This is a genomic window from Nocardia sp. GP40 (genome assembly GCF_050434125.1).
GTDB classification, from domain to species: Bacteria; Actinomycetota; Actinomycetes; order Mycobacteriales; family Mycobacteriaceae; genus Nocardia; species Nocardia albiluteola.
Genome location: NZ_JBNPVW010000001.1, coordinates 635,478 through 655,022, shown reverse-complemented (window position 1 = coordinate 655,022; position 19,545 = coordinate 635,478). Strand labels below are relative to the sequence as shown.

At 70.6% G+C, this 19,545-nt stretch carries 17 protein-coding genes; 5 read left to right on the top strand and 12 right to left on the bottom strand.

Annotation, left to right across the window (positions count from 1 at the left end; all coding sequences use genetic code 11):
- Positions 1 to 77: 77 nt before the first annotated feature.
- From murD to ABH933_RS02775, 10 genes are all read right to left on the bottom strand, one after another.
- On the bottom strand, positions 78 to 1,526 hold the full coding sequence (murD, locus tag ABH933_RS02820; RefSeq protein ID WP_429415741.1) for a UDP-N-acetylmuramoyl-L-alanine--D-glutamate ligase: 1,449 nt from the start codon (positions 1,524 to 1,526) through the stop codon (positions 78 to 80).
- Between the two features lie 49 nt (positions 1,527 to 1,575).
- Positions 1,576 to 2,652: a phospho-N-acetylmuramoyl-pentapeptide-transferase gene (mraY, locus tag ABH933_RS02815; protein ID WP_215919089.1), complete on the bottom strand. Its 1,077-nt coding sequence runs from the start codon at positions 2,650 to 2,652 to the stop codon at positions 1,576 to 1,578.
- A complete protein-coding gene (locus ABH933_RS02810; RefSeq protein ID WP_429414794.1) occupies positions 2,649 to 4,142 on the bottom strand; it encodes a UDP-N-acetylmuramoyl-tripeptide--D-alanyl-D-alanine ligase in 1,494 nt (497 codons plus the stop codon). Before ABH933_RS02810 ends, mraY begins: the two co-directional genes overlap by 4 nt.
- Positions 4,139 to 5,830, bottom strand: coding sequence for a UDP-N-acetylmuramoyl-L-alanyl-D-glutamate--2,6-diaminopimelate ligase (locus ABH933_RS02805; RefSeq protein WP_429414791.1), 1,692 nt, complete (start codon positions 5,828 to 5,830; stop codon positions 4,139 to 4,141). Before ABH933_RS02805 ends, ABH933_RS02810 begins: the two co-directional genes overlap by 4 nt.
- Before the next feature lie 174 nt (positions 5,831 to 6,004).
- Positions 6,005 to 7,765 (bottom strand): peptidoglycan D,D-transpeptidase FtsI family protein, encoded by a 1,761-nt coding sequence (locus ABH933_RS02800; protein ID WP_429415738.1) that lies wholly within the window; start codon positions 7,763 to 7,765, stop codon positions 6,005 to 6,007.
- A 146-nt stretch (positions 7,766 to 7,911) separates the two neighbouring features.
- The gene (locus tag ABH933_RS02795) at positions 7,912 to 8,940 is read right to left on the bottom strand and encodes a hypothetical protein (protein ID WP_429414788.1); all 1,029 of its coding nucleotides are present in this window, start codon (positions 8,938 to 8,940) and stop codon (positions 7,912 to 7,914) included.
- A gap of 40 nt (positions 8,941 to 8,980) precedes the next feature.
- A complete protein-coding gene (gene rsmH / locus ABH933_RS02790) occupies positions 8,981 to 9,952 on the bottom strand; it encodes a 16S rRNA (cytosine(1402)-N(4))-methyltransferase RsmH (RefSeq protein ID WP_429414785.1) in 972 nt (323 codons plus the stop codon).
- Between the two features lie 186 nt (positions 9,953 to 10,138).
- The gene (gene mraZ, locus ABH933_RS02785; RefSeq protein WP_429414782.1) at positions 10,139 to 10,570 is read right to left on the bottom strand and encodes a division/cell wall cluster transcriptional repressor MraZ; all 432 of its coding nucleotides are present in this window, start codon (positions 10,568 to 10,570) and stop codon (positions 10,139 to 10,141) included.
- Positions 10,571 to 11,009: 439 nt separating this feature from the next.
- Positions 11,010 to 11,429, bottom strand: a complete 420-nt coding sequence (locus ABH933_RS02780; protein WP_429414779.1) for a DUF3040 domain-containing protein — start codon at positions 11,427 to 11,429, stop codon at positions 11,010 to 11,012.
- Positions 11,430 to 11,551: 122 nt separating this feature from the next.
- The gene (locus tag ABH933_RS02775) at positions 11,552 to 11,992 is read right to left on the bottom strand and encodes an SAV_6107 family HEPN domain-containing protein (protein WP_245401279.1); all 441 of its coding nucleotides are present in this window, start codon (positions 11,990 to 11,992) and stop codon (positions 11,552 to 11,554) included.
- A 239-nt stretch (positions 11,993 to 12,231) separates the two neighbouring features.
- Between ABH933_RS02775 and ABH933_RS02770 the strand changes: the two genes are divergently transcribed.
- The 5 genes from ABH933_RS02770 to ABH933_RS02750 all read left to right on the top strand — a co-directional run bounded on the left by ABH933_RS02770 (position 12,232) and on the right by ABH933_RS02750 (position 17,463).
- Positions 12,232 to 12,882, top strand: a complete 651-nt coding sequence (locus ABH933_RS02770; RefSeq protein ID WP_429414776.1) for a GNAT family N-acetyltransferase — start codon at positions 12,232 to 12,234, stop codon at positions 12,880 to 12,882.
- Positions 12,879 to 14,477: a phytoene desaturase family protein gene (locus tag ABH933_RS02765; protein ID WP_429414773.1), complete on the top strand. Its 1,599-nt coding sequence runs from the start codon at positions 12,879 to 12,881 to the stop codon at positions 14,475 to 14,477. The genes ABH933_RS02770 and ABH933_RS02765 overlap by 4 nt, the downstream gene beginning before the upstream one ends.
- Positions 14,474 to 15,250 carry a carotenoid biosynthesis protein gene (locus ABH933_RS02760; RefSeq protein WP_429414770.1) on the top strand — a complete coding sequence of 259 codons (777 nt, stop codon included), beginning with the start codon at positions 14,474 to 14,476 and terminating at the stop codon, positions 15,248 to 15,250. Before ABH933_RS02765 ends, ABH933_RS02760 begins: the two co-directional genes overlap by 4 nt.
- Positions 15,251 to 15,398: 148 nt before the next feature.
- The gene (locus tag ABH933_RS02755; protein ID WP_215919072.1) at positions 15,399 to 16,091 is read left to right on the top strand and encodes an LppM family (lipo)protein; all 693 of its coding nucleotides are present in this window, start codon (positions 15,399 to 15,401) and stop codon (positions 16,089 to 16,091) included.
- Between the two features lie 163 nt (positions 16,092 to 16,254).
- Positions 16,255 to 17,463, top strand: a complete 1,209-nt coding sequence (locus ABH933_RS02750; protein ID WP_429414766.1) for a glycosyltransferase — start codon at positions 16,255 to 16,257, stop codon at positions 17,461 to 17,463.
- Here ABH933_RS02750 and ABH933_RS02745 read toward each other — a convergent pair.
- Both ABH933_RS02745 and ABH933_RS02740 read right to left on the bottom strand, forming a co-directional pair.
- Positions 17,447 to 18,211, bottom strand: coding sequence for a hypothetical protein (locus ABH933_RS02745; RefSeq protein WP_429415735.1), 765 nt, complete (start codon positions 18,209 to 18,211; stop codon positions 17,447 to 17,449). The two genes, ABH933_RS02750 and ABH933_RS02745, sit on opposite strands and share 17 nt — an antisense overlap.
- 164 nt (positions 18,212 to 18,375) lie before the next feature.
- Entirely contained in the window at positions 18,376 to 19,395 is a 1,020-nt protein-coding gene (locus tag ABH933_RS02740; protein WP_429414763.1) for a methylenetetrahydrofolate reductase, read from the bottom strand.
- Between the last annotated feature and the right edge of the window lie 150 nt (positions 19,396 to 19,545).

The window sequence follows — 19,545 nt, the reverse complement described above, 5'->3', positions numbered from 1 at the left end:
TAACGCTCGGCGCCACCGAGCCGGAAGGTCGCTGTGTCATCGGTTCGCTCGCAAGCTCGCTCACGCCGCCGCCTCGCTCACTCCGGGCTCCCGATGTCTCCTTCGTCGAGCGCCTGCACCGCCGCGACGAAACTTCGTCCCCGGTGGGTGTAGTCGGCGAACATGTCCAGTGACGCCGCGGCCGGCGCCAGCAGCACCGTGTCACCACGATTCGCATAGCCGGCAGCGATCCGCACCGCGCGCGCCATCACCGCATCCGCACCGTCGAATTCGGAGGTGAGTTCCGCACTCATCCCTGCATCGTCACCCGAACCGAGCTCGACGACCGGGACATCGGGCGCGTGTCGCGCCAATGCCTCGGCGATGACCGGGGCATCCTTGCCGAACAGCACCGCCGCGACGAGCCGTTCGGCCGTCTCCTCGACCAGATCCTCGACATGCGCGCCCTTGAGCAGGCCGCCCGCGAGCCACACCACCCGCTCGTGCGCCAGGATCGACGAGCGCGCCGCATGCGGGTTGGTGGCCTTGGAATCGTCGACGAACTCCACGCCCGCCAGCTCCCGCACCGATGCCGCGCGATGCGGGCCCACCTTGTGCTCCTGCAGGCCCTCCTTGACGAATTGCGGTGCCACGTCGATGGATCGGGTCAGCGCCGCGGCAGCGAGCGCGTCGGCGACCCCGGCCGGTCCGGGCGGGCTGATGTCGCGCACCTCGGCCAGGATGGCGGCCTTGGTGAACGCGCGGTCGAGCAGCTTGCCGTCCACCACGCCCAGCTCCCCGTCGGCGGGCACGCCCACCCGGAACCCGACCGTGCGCCGCGCGCGCGACTTGCGGGCCAGTGCCGCGGCAACCGGATCGTCCAGGCCCACGACACCGACCCGGCCCATCAGCGCCCGCGCCTTCGCCGCGGCGTACGCATCCAGTCCGCCGTGCCAATCCAGGTGATCCTCGGCCACATTCAGCACCACGCCGGCCTCCGGTCGCACCGAGGGCGCCCAATGCAGCTGGAACGAGGACAATTCCACCGCCAGCACCTGCGGGCCCGGCGTGCGCCGCAGCGCATCCAGGATGGGCAGCCCGATATTGCCGCAGGCGACGCTGGGGATACCGGCCGCGCGCAGGATCGCGTGCGTCATCTGGGTGGTCGTGGTCTTGCCGTTGGTGCCGGTCACCACCAGCCACTTGCGCACCGGGCCGTACAGCCGCGCCTGATCGACCCACCAGGCGAACTCGACATCGCCCCAGACCGGTACGCCCTCGGCGACCGCGGTGGCGAGCACCGGCGAATCGGGCCGCCAGCCCGGGCTCGTGATCACCAGCGCGAAGCGGTCCAGCCCGCCGGGCTCGAGCAGGCTCTCGGTGGCCGCGGTGTCCAGCCCCAGTTCGGCGGCCTCGGTCATCGCGGCGGTCCCGGCGTCGGTGACGACCGGGCGCGCGCCGATATCGCGCAGCGGATCGATCAGCGAGCGCCCGGAGACGCCCCAACCGGCAACGAGAACGTCACGGCCACGCAGGAATTCGAGCATGGGCCCCGGTGAACGCAGGGCCCGCGGAGTGTGTTCGACCATTGCTGCTTTACCCGACCTGAGAGAGGTATTCGCTGTAGAACAAGCCCAGTCCGATCGCCGACGCGATGGCTGCCAGTAACCAGAACCGAATAATGACGGTAGTCTCCGCCCATTTACTGAGTTCGAAGTGGTGGTGGAACGGCGCCATCTTGAACAGTCGGTTGCGCGTGGTGCGGTATACCGCCACCTGCAGCACGACCGAGGTGGTCTCGGCGACGAACAGCGCACCGATCACGATCATCAGCAGTTCGGTCCGGGTGGTAATGGACAGCCCGGCGATCAGGCCGCCCAGGGCCAGGGAGCCGGTGTCGCCCATGAAGATCTTCGCGGGAGCCGCGTTCCACCACAGGAATCCGACGCAGGCGGCGGCACCGGCCGCGCATACCAGCGCCAGGTCCAGCGGATCGCGGACGTTGTAGCAGCCCGCCTCGGCGTGCACCGAGCAGGCGTTGCGGTACTGCCAGAAGGTGATGATCACGTAGGCGCCCAGCACCAGGCTCATCGAGCCCGCGGCCAGGCCGTCCAGGCCGTCGGTGAGGTTCACCGCGTTGGACCAGGCGACCACGACCAGGCAGACGAAGGCCAGGAAGATGATCACACCCATCGACACCGTCGTGATGTCGCGGACATAGGACAGATGCCGGCTGGCCGGGGTCTGCTTGTTCGCCCCCGGCCACTGCAGCGCCAGCACGCCGAAAATCACTGCCGCCGAAAGCTGCCCGATGTACTTGCCGGCCGCGGTCAGGCCCAGGTTGCGGCCCTTGCGCAGCTTGATGAAGTCGTCGATGAACCCGACCGCACCCAGCGCCGTAGTAAGGGACAACACCAGCAGGCCCGACACCGAGGGACCGTCGGCGTGATAGCCGATTCCGATCAGATGCGAACCCCAGTACCCGGCCCACAGTCCGGCCAGGATTGCCACGCCGCCCATGGTCGGGGTGCCGCGTTTGGCCTGGTGACTGGCCGGCCCGTCGACCCGGATCTCCTGGCCGAAACCGCGCTTGGCGAATATCCGGATCAGCAGCGGCGTCAACAGGATCGACACCGCCAGCGCGATCGCGGCCGCGAAAAGAATCTGTCTCATTGGCGCTCCTCCATCAATTTCCGCGCCACCGCCCACAATCCGACGGAATTCGAGGCCTTCACCAGCACCACGTCATCGGGCGCGAGCTCGGCCTCGAGCACCCCGAGCGCGGCATCGATATCGGGGACGAGGATCGATTCCTCGCCCCAGGAGCCTTCCATGACCGCACCCTGATGCAGCGCGTGTGACGGACGTCCGGTGCCGACGACGATCAGCCGATCCACATCCAGGCGCACCGCGAGGCGGCCGATGCGATCGTGTTCGATCACCGAATCCTCGCCCAGCTCGGCCATTTCGCCGAGCACCGCCCAGCTGCGCCGCTTCCCGCCGGTGCGTTCGGCCTCAGCGCGGGACATCGTCACCAGTGCCTTGAGCGCCGCGCGGACCGAATCCGGGTTGGCGTTGTAGGAGTCGTTGATGACGGTGACGCCGTCGGCGCGGGTGCGCACGTCCATGCGGTGCTTCGAGGCGGCGGTGGCGCCGGCCAGCGCCGCCGCGACGGTGGCGAGATCGGCCCCGCACTCGAGCGCGACCGCGGCGGCGGACAGGGCGTTGCCGACCTGATGCTCGCCGTGCACCGCCAATTGCACCGGCACCTCGGAACCCTTGGCGCGCAGCGTGAATCGGGCGCGGGCGGCCTCGTCGAGTTGCACGTCGACCGCGCGGATGTCCGCGTTCGCGGCCTGGCCGACGGTCACCACGCGGGCACCGGTGCGGGACGCCATGGCCGCGACGTTCGGATCGTCGGCGTTCAGCACCGCCAGCCCGTCCGGCGAAAGTGCCTCCACCAGTTCGCCCTTGGCCTGCGCGATGGCCTCGCGACCACCGAACTCGCCCAGGTGCGCGGTGCCGACGTTCAGCACCACACCGATCGCGGGCGGGGCGATCTCGGTGAGCGCCTTGATATGTCCCGGGCCGCGCGCGGACAACTCCAGCACCAGGAAGCGGGTGCCGGAGTCCGCACGCAGTGCGGTCCACGGGAATCCGAGCTCGTTGTTGAACGACTCCGGCGGCGCCACCACCGGACCGAGCGGCGAAAGCACCTGGGCCAGCAGATCTTTGGTCGAGGTCTTCCCCGAGGAACCGGTGACACCGACGACGGTCAGCTCGCCGCTCGTGCTCAGCCGCCGCACGCTCGCGTTCGCCAGCTTCGCCAGTGCGCCGAGCACCGCGGCCGCCGACCCGTCGGTGTCGTGCGCCAGCAGGTAGGCACCGGCGGCGGGCTGGTGCGCCGTCACGGGGGGAACCACGACGGCGGGAACCCCGACCGGGCGCGCCGCGAGCACGGCGACGGCGCCCGCGGCCACCGCGGCCGCGGCGAAGTCGTGCCCGTCGGCGTGCGCTCCGGGCAGCGCCAGGAACAGATCGCCGGAATGGATTCGGCGCGAGTCGAATTCGACCGCGCCGGTCACCCGCACCGCGGGGTCGGGGACGTCGTGCAGCGTGCCGCCGACGATCTCCGCGACCTCCCGCAGGGTCATCTCGATCATGAAACCGTCAGATCTGTGTTATCGGGCGCCGACCGCGGGCCTGACGCGGTCGACGCGGCTGTTTTTCGGGAGAGGGCCTCCGCCAGCACCTCGCGGTCGTCGAACGGATACTTCACACCCGAAATCTCCTGCCCTGTCTCATGCCCCTTCCCCGCGACCAGTACCACGTCGCCGGTCCGGGCCCACTCCACGGCCGCCGCGATGGCGGCCGCGCGCTCGCCGATCTCGACGACCTCGCCGCGCTCGCCCTCGGCGATCCCCTGCGCCCCGGCGGCGATCGCCGCCCGGATCTCCGCGGGGTCCTCGCTGCGCGGATTGTCGTCGGTGATGATCAGCAGCTCGGCACCGCGCGCGGCGGTCGCGCCCATCAGCGGGCGCTTGCCCGCGTCACGGTCCCCGCCCGCGCCGACGACCACGGCCAGCCTGCCCGCAGAGCCCCGCAGGGTTTCCCGCAACGTCGCGATGACCGATTCCACCGCGGCCGGTTTGTGCGCGTAGTCCACTACCGCGAGGAAATCCTGCCCCCGGTCGACCCGCTGCATCCGGCCCGGCACGTCCACCTCGGCCAGCGCCGCGGCCGCGACGCCCGCGTCCACCCCGGCCGCCGCGCACACCGCGATCGCCAGCAGCGCGTTGGCGATGTTGTAGCTGCCCGGAAGACGCAGCCGCACACCGAGTTTGAGCGCTGTGTCGTTGCATTCCCCCGCTCCACCGGCCCGGTCGTCCGGCCCGATCGCGGTGAACTGCTGCCCGCCGCCGTCGAGGGTCGTCGCGGCCACCGCGGTCCAGTCGGGCTCCGCGCCCTCGCCGGCGGCGCCGAGATCGGTCGCCACCGTCACCACGGGGGTACGGCCGCCGACCTCGCGTGCCAGCCGGCGACCCCACGCGTCGTCGACGCAGATCACACAAGAGTCCGCGGCAACCGAGGAGACCGCCGCGGGATCCGGTACGAACAGCCTGCGCTTGGCGGCGTAGTAGTCCTCGAAGTCGGCATGGAAGTCGAGGTGGTCCTGCGAGAGGTTGGTGAACGCACCCACGGCGAACCGCACCCCGTCCACGCGCCCCAGCGCCAGTGCGTGACTGGACACCTCCATCACCACCGCCTGCACGCCCTGCTCGGCCATCAGCGCGAACATCGCGTGCAGCTGCGGGGCCTCGGGCGTGGTCAGCGCGCTGGGCACCCGCTGCCCGCCGATGCGGGTCTCGATCGTGCCGATCAGTGCCGTCCGCAGCCCGGCCGCCGCCAGGCCCGCCTCGACGAGATAGGAGGTGGTGGTCTTGCCGGACGTGCCGGTGATACCGAGCACCCGCAGCCGCCGCGAGGGATTGCCGTAGATCGCGGCGGACAGCTCGCCGAGCACCGCGCGCGGATTCTCGTGCACGAGCACGGGAACGTCCACCGCGCCGATCAACTCGGCGCCCGCGGCGTCGGTCAGCACCGCGACCGCACCGCGTTCGATGGCGTCACCGGCGAAACGGGCCCCGTGCGCGCGCTCCCCGGCGAGCCCCGCGAACAGATCGCCCGGGCGCACCGCCTGCGATCGTTGTTCGATTCCGGTGATGACGACCTCGTCGAGCGCCCCGGCCGGACCCTGCGGGCGCGCGCCCGTGAGCTCGACGACCGTGCGCAGCGCCGTCGACGGCGGCGCCGCCGGACGCAGCACCTGCGGGCTGGGCTGCACGGGCACAAAGCTCCTCTCGGTCACACTGCGGGTCCGCTCGGCAAATCGTCCGCGGACGGATTCGGATCGACGAGTCAGGGTACCGACGCCGTGTCACGGCCGGGCAACGCGGCTGGGTATTGCGCCGGAACACAGGCATGATATTGGCTCGCCCGGTGCGGCCGATCACCCACCCGCCATTCACATCGCCTGGAGGACAAGCTCTTTCGCCGGCGGCGAGGGCGGCACCCGGTCACGCTGCAGCGCCCAGGAGGCGATGTTGTGGAACAGCGGGGCCGCGGACTGCCCGCCGCTGCCGTTGGAGCTGCGGATCGGAGCGTCCAGCATAATGCCGATAACGTAGCGCGGGTTGTCCGCCGGCGCCATTCCGGCGAACGTGATCCAGTAGCGGCTGTCGGAATAGCATTTGCACGCCTGGTCGATCTGCTGTGCCGTACCGGTCTTCCCGGCGATCTGATAGCCCGCGACGGCCGCCGGGGTGCCGGTACCGCTCTGATAGCCGCCCGTCGGGTCCTTCTGCACGATGGCCTGGAACATCTGCCGCAGCGTCTGGGAGGTCTTCACGCTCACCACCCGTACGCCGTCGGGCTGCTTCTCCTCGGTGCGGACGCCGTCCGGGGCGATCTTGGCCTTGATGATCCGCGGCGGGATCCGCACGCCGTCGTTCGCGATGGCCTGATACATCCCGGTCATCTGCAGCAGGGTCATCGAGAGACCCTGTCCGATGGGCAGGTTCGCGAAGGTCGAACCGGACCACTGATCGCGCGGCGGCACGCGGCCCGCGCTCTCACCGGGCAGCCCGGTACCGGTTCGCTGGCCCAGGCCGAATCGCTTCAGCATGTCGGCGTAGCGGTCCTCGCCGATGCGCTGCGCCAGCATCAGGGTGCCGACGTTCGAGGACTTGCCGAAGATTCCGGTCGTCGTATAGGGCACCACGCCGTGCTCCCAGGCGTCGTGCACGGTCACGCCGCCCATCTGGATGCTGCCCGGCACCTGATGCACCTCGTCCGGTGTGGTCAGGCCGTATTCGATGGCCGCGGAGGCATCGACGATCTTGTTCACCGAGCCCGGCTCGAACGCGTCGGTGACCACGGGGTTGCCCAGGCTCTCCGGCGTCCAGTACTGCGGTGACTGCGAGGGATTGAAGGTGTTGTCGTTGGCCATCGCCAGCACCTGGGCGGTGTGGGCGTCCAGCACCACCGCCGAGGCGTCCTGAGCGCCGGACATCTCCTTGGCCTGCTGGACCTGCTGTTGCACGTAGTACTGCAGATCCGAATCCAGGGTCAGCTCCACGCCGTTGCCGTTCACCGCGGGCTGGCGGTTGCGTTCGCTGCCCGGAATCATCGCGCCGTCGGAGCCGCGGTCGTAGGTGTGCGAGCCGTCGGTGCCGGCGAGGGTCGAATCCAGCGCGGATTCCAGGCCCACCTGTCCGTGCCCGTCCCAGCCCGTGGCGCCGATGACGTTGGCCGCCAGCGATCCGCCCGGATAGACGGGGGTGTCCTGGCGATCCATGCCGACCTCGGGGAATTCGTCGTTGATCTCCGAGGCGATCCGCGCATCGACGTTGCGCACGAGATAGACGAACGAATCGTTGCCGTGCAGCTTGGTCAGCAGATCTTCCTCCGACGGCGCATCCTTGCCCACCTTCTCGTGGATAGCGGTCGCGATCGCCTGCAGCCGTTTGTCCGGGTCGGGCGCCTGCGCGCTCTTGGCGTGCGCGTCGGCCAATTCCTTGCGCACCACGACCGGCTGGAAGGTCAGCGATTTGGTGGTGATGGTGAACGCCAGCGCGCGGCCGTTGCGGTCGGTGATCGAGCCGCGCTGCGCGTAGTCGACCACCTGCACGGTGCGCTGGCTGGCCGCCTCCGCCGACAGCTTCGGCGCGGATACCGTTTGGATCCACAGCAATTGCAGTGCCACGACCAACAGGGCCGACAGCATCACCACCCGGCCGGTGCCGAACCGGAGCCGGGTGGAGGTGTCCGGGCGCAGGCCGACCCGTGGTCTGGCGGCCGGGCGCGAACGCGGGGCCCGCGCGGATTTCCGCCTCGGCGCCGGCGTGCGGACACGACCACGACCCACCGGGCTCACCGGGCTCCCCCGGCCGGGGCCGCGGGTTCGGGCCTCGGAGCCGGGGTTTGGATCTGGGCGAGCGGGGCCTCCGCGACCGGATTCGCCACGGGCGCAGGCCGATCCACGGGCGCGGCCGCGACGGGCGGCGCCTGCGGAGCCGGGGCCGGTGCGGACGGCGTCGGGAGCGCTGGCGCCGAATTGGGTACCGGCGCGGGCCGATCCACCGGAGCGGCCGGAGCGGGCGCGGATGCGGCGGGGGCAGGTGCCGGGCTCTGCGGCGCGGCCGCAGGAGCCGGAGCGGCCGGGGCGGGAGCCGCGGGGGTCTGTGCCGGAGCGGTGACGGCACCGTGCGCCTCGACGTCCTGCGCGGCCGGCGGTTGCGCGGGAGCCGGGGTGCGTGGGGCGGCCGGGTTCTGGTTCTGCCCGGGCGTGACCGGGACGAGCCGTTCGCCTTGCGCCTGAACCATATTCGGCGGCGCCGCCGTCGGTGCGGCCGGCGAGGTGTTCAGCGGCGGGGCGGGCGGACCCGACTGGGCCGTCTCCTTGCCGATCACGGTCACGGTGCCATCGGGGGCGATCACCAGCCGCGCGGGATCCTTGGCCGGGATCATGCCGAGTTCCCGTGCCCTGCTGGCCAGTTCGGGGGCCGAATCCGCGGCCGCCACCTGCCGCTGCAGTTCGGCCTGCTCGTCGGTCAGCTGCTGATTGATCTTGCGAGCGCCGCCGAGCTGATAGCTGTCCTCGGCGGATCGGGTGGTCAGCAGCAGGGTGCACATCAGCCCGCAGCCGAGCAGGGCGATGATGGCGGCCACGAACGGAATCCGGCCCGACATCGCGGCCCGGCCGGGCAGCGGCGGCAGGCTCACGCCGCCCTCGAGCCGATTGCGGCGGCGGGCGTAGGCCCGTTTGGCGCCACCGGTCTTCGTGTTGTCGGTCTCGTGCGACGACCGCGATGCCGCGCGCCGCTGTGTGGTCCCGGTGTCGTATCGCTCCGTCGTTCGCACGGCGCGTCGTGGTGCGTCCACCCGTGTACGCACACTCATAATCGAGCCTCCCCTACCGTTTTCGCGTCGCCTGCTGAATTCACGGCGTCGCCTGAATTCGTTCCGCCGCCCGCATCCGTACTGGAGCCGCGCGCGGGTTGTCCTCGATCTCCGCCGCCGACGCCTTCTCCGCCCCCCGGGTCAGCACCCGGAATTCCGGCCCCATGCCCGGCAGTTCGACCGGCAGATCCATCGGTGTGCGCGATGCCGACCGCGCGGCGAACACATGCTTGACCACCTTGTCCTCCAGCGACTGATAGGACATGACGACGATGCGCCCGCCGATCTCCAGCGCGTCCAAGGCCGCGGGCAGGGCGGCCTCGAGTGATTCGAGCTCCCGGTTGACCTCGATGCGCAGCGCCTGGAAGGTGCGCTTGGCCGGATGCCCGCCGGTGCGCCGGGTGGCGGCCGGGATGGCGTCGTACAGCAACTCGACCAGCTGCGCGCTGGTGGTGAAGGGCTGGCGCGCACGGCGTTTGACGATCTCGCTGGCGATGCGGCCCGCGAACCGTTCCTCACCATAGGTTTTCAGCACCCGGGCCAGCTCGCCGTGACTGTAGGTGTTGAGCACGTCGGCGGCGGTCGGGCCGGTGGTCGGATCCATCCGCATGTCCAGCGGCGCGTCTACCGAGTAGGCGAAGCCGCGGTCGGCCTCGTCGAGCTGCATCGAGGACACACCCAGATCCATCAGGATGCCGCGCACCGAATCGGTCGCCGCCAGCCCGGCCTCGGTCAGCGCATCGGCGATGCCGTCATAGGTGGTGTGCACCAGGGTGATTCGGTCCGCGTACGGCTCCAGTCGCTCGCCGGCCAGGCGCAGCGCGTTGGTATCGCGATCCAGCCCGATGAGACGAATCTCTGGATAGGTGCGCAGGAAATGTTCCGAGTGCCCGCCCAGGCCGAGCGTGGCATCAATCAGAACGCCGCCGGATTCGAGTGCGGGACCGAGGATTTCATCGGCTCGATGCAGCAGGACGGGAACATGGCGGGGGGTGTGGTCTGCATGATCCACCTCGACCTCCCGATCCTGCTCACGTCTCCTACGCCGCACCTGGCGACGATCTATGCGGATTGGACTCACTAGTCGGTGGGCGAATGCCCCGGGGTCTCTGACCGAAGCACGGCACCTGGCGTTGGGGAAGTACGTCAGGGTCCATGCCCGGGCAGAGGCCGCAGGGCACTCGCCTCGCTCGCGGGGCTAGAAGATTCCGCCCAGCGACTCGTCTCTGGCCAGCGAGTAATCCTCCTCGTTCTCGGCGAGGTAGGACTCCCACGCCTGCTTGTCCCATATTTCGAGGAAGTCGACCGAGCCGATCACCACGCAGTCCTTGGACAGGTTGGCGTAACGGCGATGTTCGGCCGACAACGTGACGCGGCCCTGGGTATCCGGACGCTGCTCGTCCGTGGAGGCGGCCAGGGCTCGGACGAAGGCTCGTGCCTGCGGATTGTTCCGGGACGCCGCGGCGGCTCGCCGCGCGAGCGCGGTGAACTCCTCCTTCGGATATACGGCAAGGCTGTGATCTTGCCCCTTCGTGACCATCAACCCTCCCGCCAGTTCGTCCCGAAATTTCGCAGGCAACGTCAGTCGCCCCTTGTCGTCCAGCCGAGGCGTGTAGGTACCGAGAAACAATCCCCGACACCTCCCGTGTGATCACCTCGTCTTGGTAGGCCTCCGCTGGTGCGCGCTCCACATTACCCCACTTTCCCCCACTTTCAATCGAAAGCGAGGGTGATCTCGCTCCCCGCGCGCCCGATTTCGCAGGTCATACCAGCTATCACCGGGGTGGGGAGATTTTGCCGAGATCCGCGACACGCGAGCCGGAAGCGACGGGGAACCCGAAAACGATCAGCAAACCCGCGGATCGCACCCGGGCAGGTGGGCCATAGGGTGCGGGTGGGGGGGCCGGTGGGGAGAGGTGGGGAGATCTGGCGGGAGGGGGTGGGCAGCGCAGGACGGCACCGAAAATAAAACGACACGCCGCACAACGTACGGCGTGTCGTGGCACAGCCTCACTCCCGAAAGGAGTGGAACCGAAAACCTGGATCCGTCATACGGATCCGGGCCGGAGTCAATTGTCCTGTTCGAACCGGCGCCTGAACCGGTCCTCCATGCGGGCGGAGAAGCTGCCACCCGCCTTGCGCTGCTTGCCGCGGCCGGTGGCGGTGCCACCCTGCTGCGGATCCTCGCCGCGACGACCGGCGCCCGCCGCGCCCGAGCTACCCAACAACAGCAGCACGCCGGCACCGAACATCACGATGAATCCGAGCAGGCTGATGATCGGGAACCCACCGGGCTTCACGGGCAGGGCGATACCGGCGATAAGTAGACACAGGCCGAGGACGAGCAGGGCGGCCGATTGCAGTCTGCGTCTGCCCGTAGCAGAACGTAGGCGCCCACCTCGGACGGTCGAGGCGAACTTGGGGTCCTCAGCATAGAGCGCGCTCTCGATTTGTTCGAGCATGCGCTGCTCGTGCTCGGAGAGTGGCACGGTACCTCCCCCGGCACTAGGTGGTGGTCGCCTCCGGGTAGACGACAGACAGCCGACCTTGGCGGCTACCTGCCACCAATGATACGAGTTCGATCAGCGCGGTACCACCTACTCGCCGATGTTCACGCCGAGCCGTCGGCGAGCCACCCCGCGATCGGCCGCATCCGCGCCGCCGCGCTGATCGAATCCTCCACGTCGTGCAGGAACGCCCCTACGCGCGAGGCGAACTCGTCGGCCTGGCGCGCATCGATCGGCCGGTCCAGTCCGGCCTCGATCGCCGCGCGTGTCTCGGAGTGGGAGCTGAAGTAGTCCGACCACATCACGAACTCGGGCGCCGCCTGCTGCATCAGCACCCAGGCGTTGCGCGAGCGCGCCCGTGGCGCCCGGTCCGCGCCGGTGAGCGCCAGCACCGCGCCGGCGCCGCGCAGCGCGGCGAGATACGCGGTACGGAACCGCTCGCGTGGATCGGGTTCGGCCGCGGCCTGCAGCAACAGGCTGTCGGCCCGGTCCAGCAAACCGCCCGCCCGCCCCGAATGTCCTGGATGGTCCATCCGACCGGCCATCACGGCACCTCCAAGTTCGACCCCGTACGCGCGGCGCGCACATTACGCTCGATCCGACCAGCCATCGCGGCACCTCCAGGCTCAACCCCGCACGTGCGGGGAGCGCAGCACCCACCACACGAACCGAACAGGTTTTCGAACGCTTCAATCGAGTGTGAATATAGAGACGACCACCGACAACTTTCGCGCTCGTGCTCGCGACGAGCGCGAGGTGAGAACGAGAGCCGCGCCGACCGGATATGACCGCCGTCAGACTTCACCCCACCCCCGCCCCCGTCGTCGTCGACCTCACCGCGCCCGTCCTACGCACCCGATTGCACGACGCGCTGGCCGTCTACGTCGCCGCGATGGACTACCCCCGCGGCACCGAGCACCATCGCGCACCGATGTGGACCGAGCACATCTCCCGGCCCGGCTGGCAGGCCGTGGCCGCCGTGGTTCCCGACGACAACGGGCAGTTCGACCTGCGCAGCGCCCCCATCGTCGGCATCGCCTACGGCTACCACGGCGCCCCGCACCAGTGGTGGCACCAGCAGGTACACAGCGGCATGCGGCGCTCGGGCTGGGCCGAACACGCCGCGCGCGAACTGCTCTCGGACTATTTCGAGCTGACCGAGCTGCATGTGCACCCCACCGCCCAGGGCCAGGGCCTGGGCGAGCTGCTGCTGACGCGGCTGCTGCGCCACCGGACCGAGCGGGCCGCGCTGCTGTCCACGCCCGAGGTCGACTATGAGGACAACCGTGCCTGGCGGCTGTATCGGCGGCAGGGATTCACCGACGTGGTAAGGCATTTCGTGTTCTCCGGTGATACGCGGCGCTTCGCGGTGCTCGGGCGGCGGCTGCCGCTGGAGGCGCCCGAGGTGACCGCACCGCAGGAACGCGTGCGGTGACAGTCCTGATCGTCGGATCGGGCCACAACGCGCTGGTCGCCGCGTGCTACCTGGCCCGCGCGGGCGAGTCGGTCGAGGTGCTCGAGCGCGACGAGGTGCTGGGCGGCGCGGTCTCCACGGTGGAGCGCTTCCCCGGGCATCTGGTCGACCGCGGATCCTCGGCACACATCATGATCCGGCACACCGGCATCGTCGAGGAGCTCGAGCTGGAGCGGTTCGGGTTGCGCTACATCGATTGCGACCCGTGGGGTTTCGCGCCGGCCCCGCCCGGCACCGAGCTGGCTCCGCTCGTGTTCCACCGCGACCTGGACCGCACCTGCGCCTCGATAGCGGCGGCCTGCGGCAACCGGGACGCCGACGCCTACCGGCGCTTCGTGCGGACGTGGGGGCCGCGTACACAGCGGGTGATGCGGGCCTTCTCCGGTCCGCCCGGCCCCGGACGGCTGCTGCGCTCGTTCTGGGGGCTGAACGCGCGGCCCGACCGGGGCGGTGGGGCGGGGGTACGCACGAGCACAGCTGGCAGCGTGCTGTCCCGTGAGTTCCTGCAGTCCGGAGATGCGCTGCTGGACAGCTATTTCGACGACGAACGGCTCAAGGCGGCGCTGGCCTGGTTCGGCGCGCAGTCGGGCCCGCCGATGTCCGAGCCGGGCACCGCGCCGATGGCCGGATTCGCGGCGCTGATGCATACGTTGCCGCCCGGCCGGGCCGTGGGCGGAAGCGGCGCGCTGACAACGGCTCTGGTGGCGCGGCTGCGCGCGGACGGCGGGGTGGTGTCGTCCGGGGACGCGGTCACCGAGCTGCGCCGCGAGGGTGCGGGCTGGCGAGTGCGGACCGCTTCGGGGCGAAACCTGTTCGCACACACCGTCATCTCGGGCACTCATATCCTGACCACCCTGGATCTGCTGGGGCGCGGCGGATTCGACGCCGGCGTGCTCGACGACTGGCGACGGCGCATCCGGGTCGGCCCCGGCATCGGCATGGTGGTGCGCGCGGCCACCAGCGCGCTGCCCCGCTATCCGGGCGCCGCCGAGCACGAATCCGCGTGCGGGCTGCAGCTTCTCGCGACCGACCGAAGGCAGCTGCGCCTGGCGCACGGCGCCGCGCTGGCCGGGGAACTGCCGCCCCGGCCGGTGGTGCTGGCGATGAGCTTCAGCGCACTGGACTCGTCCATCGCGCCGCCCGGGCAGCATCAGCTCACCCTGTGGGCGCAGTGGCACCCTCGCCATCTGGCCGACGGCAGCGACTGGGCCGCACACGCCGAACGCGAGGGCGACCGCATCATCGCCGAACTCGACGCCGCCGCACCGGGTTTCGCGGACACCGTGCTGAACCGTTTCGTGCAGACCCCGGCCGATCTGGAGCGCGAGCTCGGGCTGCTGGGCGGCAATGTGATGCACGTGGAGATGTCGCTGGACCAGATGTTCTTCTGGCGTCCGCTGCCGGAGCTGTCCGGGCAGCGGGTACCCGGCGCGCCCGGGATGTATCTGACCGGCGCCTCGACCCACCCGGGCGGTGGCGTGTCGGGGGCCAGCGGACGCAGCGCGGCCCGGCTGGTGCTGCGGGACCTGAAGCGGCCCCGGCTGCGTCGACGGTGATCCGCAGACTTCCGGCGCTCGCCGCCGCGCTGCTGATCCTGACCCAGATCGCCTATCCCCTGACCTCCGGCGCGAGCCGGAACCGAGTGACCGCCGCGGTCGTCGTCCTTTCCGCGCTCACCGCACTCACCCATGCGGCGGCAACACGCGGACCGCGCTACGCCGCCGGATTCCTGGTGATCGTCTCGGGTCTCGGTCTGGCCGCCGAGATCCTGGGCACCGCAACGGGACTCCCCTTCGGGGGCTACCACTACGCACACGGCGGGCTGGGGCCCGAGATCGCGAGCGTGCCGCTGCTGGTGCCGCTGGCCTGGACCGGCGGGCTCTATCCGGTGTGGGTGGTGGCCGCACGCCTGTATCCCCGTGCCCGCCTGCGGATTCCGATGACGGCGCTGGGCGCGGTCGGCTGGGATCTGTTCCTGGATCCGCAGATGGTCGCCGCGGGCCGGTGGACCTGGTGTTCGGCGTGGCCCGGACTGCCCGGCATCGGCCATATTCCGTACACCAACTATCTCGGCTGGTTCGCCGTCGCGCTGCTCATGGCCGCGCTGTTGCAGCTGCTCGACCGCGCCACCGCCCGTCCCGCCGCCGCGTTCGCGGTACCCGCGGCGGTCTATCTGTGGACCTGGCTGGGCTCGGCCCTGGCCCATGCGGTGTTCCTGGGCATGCCCGCCTCGGCCGGGTACGGATTCCTGGGCATGGGCCTGCTGGGATTTCCGCTGCTGCTGAGCCTGATCCGGCCGGCGAGGTCGGCGCGCCCATCGGTCCGATGAGTCGCCCGGCGACCGCGCGGATCGTGCCTGTGCATGGGGCCGCGACGGGGCCCGGCCCCGCGCCGCGCCGACACCGAGCCGTCGCGTTCCGATGCGGTCGGCGTGTCATGGCACGATGTGAGCCGTGCAACCGAGTCCGACATCACCGATGCCCGCGATCACGAACACACCGGCCCGCCGCCGTACCTGGTCGGCGGTACTGCTGATCGCCCTGCTCATGCCGCTGCTCGCGGGATGTCTGCGGGTGCAGGTCTCGATGGGTGTGTCGTCGAACGACCGGGTGTCGGGGCGGATCGTCGTCGCGGTCGTGCCCGCCAATGCCAAGGACAAGGGACCTCAGCTCAAGGTTCCCCCCACCCTGACCGCCAAGGTGCGAGTCGAACCCTATGCCCAGGACGGCTACCTGGGCAGCCAGGTGTACTTCGACGATCTCACCTTCGGTGAGGTGGGTGAACTGGGCGGCCTCTCCAGCCAGACCCAGGGGATGTTCAACCTGCAGTTCGTCCGGACCGGCGATCTGGTGACGCTGTCCGGCCGCGCCGACCTGAAATCCGTCCCGCCGCAGGGCTCGGACATCCAGTTCACCGTCGCCTTCCCGGCCCGGGTGGCCACCACCAACGGCACCCGCGGGGGCGATTCGGTGGTGTCGTGGAAGCTGCCCGCCGGGGATGTCAGCACCCTGCACGCCGAGGTCAGCTACGCCGATCCCAATACGCGGTCGTTCGCGGGCTGGGCCGGGATCGTGGGCGGCATCACCCTCGCCGTCGCCGCCCTGGTCGCCGTCGTCGCCTATATGGCCCGCAACCCCGCCCCGCGCTACCTCACCCGCGAGAAGGTCTGACCCGCCCGCGCGGACGGCCTCCCCTGCGGCCGGGTTCCGGAAGCACTGGCACGACGCCGGATTCTGTGCATGAATGTCACCGGATGTGACATACCGGCACGCGATGGTGCACTGTGCGATTCGACCGATGTGAGGAAGGATCGAACGCGAGGATGGACGACGCATGAGAACCACACTGGCGCGGCTCGTTTCCACCGGGACGGCGATCGCGGCGGGCGGGTGCGCGCTGGCCGCGGTGAATCGGCTCGGCGTGCGGCAACTCGGCGTCGTGGGGCCGCCGGTCATCGAACCGGTGACGGTCTGCATCCCGGCGCGCAACGAGGCCGGGCGCTTACCGGGCTTGATCGCGGATCTGCGTCGGCAGCACGGGATTTCGCGGATGCGCGTGCTCGTGCTGGACGACCGGTCCGAGGACGACACCTACGCCGCCGCCCGCACGGCGGCCGCGGACGACGAGCGATTCACCGTGATCGCCGCGGAGGCGGAGCCGGAACCGGGGTGGACCGGCAAAACCGCCGCCTGCGCCCGGCTGGCCGAGATCGCCGGGGCCGGTGCGGATTCCGGCGCTGCCCCGGCCGGGGTGCTGATATTCCTCGACGCCGACGTCCGGATCGGCGCGGGCGCGATCGCCGCCGCGGTCGGCGAATTGCGGCGCACCGGTGCGGGATTGGTGTCCCCATGGCCGCGCCAGCGGGCCGAATCGACCGCCGAGGCGCTGGTGCAACCACTGCTGTGCTGGTCGTGGGCCTCGACCCTGCCGATGCCGCTGACCGGGCGCAGCCTGCGCCCCTCGACGGCCGTTTCCTGCGGGCAGTTCCTGGTCTTCGACGCGGCGGCGTACCACGCGGTGGGCGGGCATGCCGCCGTCGCCACGCGGATCACCGAGGATCTGGCCCTCGCGCGGGCACTGCGCCGGGCCGGGCAGCGCACCGAGGTGGTCGCCGCGGGACGCATCGCGAACACCCGGATGTACCGGGGCGCAACCGAACTCGACGCCGGCTATACCCGCTGGCTGTGGTCGGCCTACGGATCGGTGACCGGCAGCGTCGCGGTGGGCGCGGTGGCCGCGCTCGCCTACTGGGCGCCCCCGCTGGCCGCCGTGGCCGGTCGCGGTCGCCTGCGCCGCATCGGCCTGGCCGGATATGCCTGCGCCGTCGCGGGACGACTCGCCGCCCGCTCCCTCGAGTCCGGCGGCGGCCTCGAACGGGCGGACCTGCTTGCGGCCCTGGCACATCCGGTCTCCGTCGCCGCCTACCTGCGGCTGTCGTATCGCTCCCACCGCCTGCACCGGGCCGGGAAGCTCACGTGGAAGGGCCGCGCCGTCGCCGAGCGGGCCGAACTGGTCGGCAGCGGGCTCAACGCACCTCGGTGACGCCGACCGTCGGCAGGAAGAAGCAGTCGCGGTTACCGTTGCGGACGGTGCCGAACACGGCCGCCAGGACCGTGCCGGAGCCGGTGTCCACCGGCACCGCGCGCACGCCGCCCAGGGGCAGCGACGCGACCAGGAAATTCTGGATGGCCTCCCGCGCGAGCGGGCGCATCTTCTCGGGCACCTGAGCGGGCACCATCGTCGTGGCGACCTGCGTCAGCGTGCCCATGGGCGCCAGGCCGCCGCGGCCGGTGGCGGCGTTGAACCACAGCACCTGCATGCCGGAGGTGTCGGCGCCGTCGGGCCCGACACCGTAGGGCACGAACGCGAACATGGTCTGTCCCGATTTCACCGCGGACAGATCGACCCCGGGTACCTGCACCGTCGTCTTGGGCCACGGCCCCGGTACCGCACCGGCGATCGCCGGAACCAGGCCCATCGTGGTGCCCTGCCGGCAGAACGCCGCCGCCGACGGATACAGGAACGGCTCGATGCCGAAGCGCTGCAGCCCGTCGACCGCGCGCTGGTAAGCGTCCAGCGCATCGCTCTGGGCAGCGTCGGTGCGCCAGCCCGCGGCCAGCGCCGCGAGTGCACCGGCCGCCAGTGCCGAGGGATCCGAACCGGCCGCGACGGGGTCCACCGCGGGGGCAGGTGGTGGCGCGGCCACCACGGTGGAGGCGCCCGCGCAGGTCAGCGCCGCGGAGACGGTCACCGCACCGGCTATCCGAACGAGATTGCGCAACACGACCATCGGGGACGGTAAGCCGGCGGAGCTTGCGGAGCCGGTGGGGTGGGTCAACCTCGGGGACGGTAAGCCGGCGGAGCTTGCGGAGCCGGTGGGGTGGGTCAACACAGGGCTCTCCTCGTCGTCAGGGACGAACGAGAACGCTACGCGCAGCTAGAGCAAATCCACCGTTATTCGCGTGCGACACTCCGCAGCTGAGCCTCGACAGCCGACGGTGCCATGGTGTATCCGAGGTTGGTCAACACCTCGGTGGTGGCCTTGGCGAAGTTCAGCGTGATGAAATGCAGGCAGGGCGCACCCTCCGCAATCAGCCGCTGCCCGATCTCCGTGGCGATCTCGATGCCCACCTCGCGCACCGCGTCACGGTTGGCCTCGGGATCGTTGCCCGCGGCCCGCTCCAGGCGTGCCAGCAGCGCGGGCGGAAGGGTCCGGCCCGAGAGCTCCTCCGCGCGCTGCACGGTCCGCAGCGAGGTGATCGGCATGAGCTCGGGAATGATCGGCTTGGCGCCCTGCACCGGGTCGCACGCGATCACTCGGTCCCGCAGGCGCAGATAGTCGTCGACGTCGAAGAACATCTGGGTGATCGAATATTCCGCGCCCGCACGCAGTTTCGCGCACAGGTAGGCGGTGTCGTGGTCCAGGTCCGGCGAGCGGTGGTGCCCCTGCGGGAACGAGGCCACCCCGACGTGGAAATCGCCCAGGTCCCGCACGATGCGCACGAGTTCCTCGGCGTACTCCACGCCGCCGGGGTGTTTGTTCCACTGCCCCAGCGGATCCCCGGGCGGGTCGCCGCGCAGCACGAGCAGATTGCGGATCCCGGCGTCGACGTAGGAACCCACGATGGAGCGCAGCTCGGCCACGCTGTGCCCGACCGCGGTGAGATGCGCCACCGTGAGCAGCGTGGTCTCGGTGGCGAGCTGACCGGTCACCCGGGCGGTCCGGTCGCGGGTGGAGCCGCCCGCCCCGTAGGTCATCGAGACGAACGCGGGATGCATGCGCTCGAATTCGCGCGCCGCGCGCCACAGCCGTGCCTCGGCGGCGGCATCGCGCGGCGGATTGAACTCCACCGAGAACGGGATGCTCCCGTCGGGGCGCGGCCCCAGCTGCGCCACAATGGACCGAGTTCCGGAGACCTGCGGCGTCCGGGGTCGGCCAGGGGTCGATCGTCCCCGTACGTTGTCGAAGCTCACCGGCCCAGTGTAATGCGGACACCGTACGCATCCGGCCCCGCGCCCCGCAGTACTCGAGCGCGACGCGCCGAATCTGTCGGCCCAGCCGCAGGTGAGAGCCCCGTTTGCCACCTCGACGCGCCCGAGACGGCGCCACGCCCCCGAGGTTCG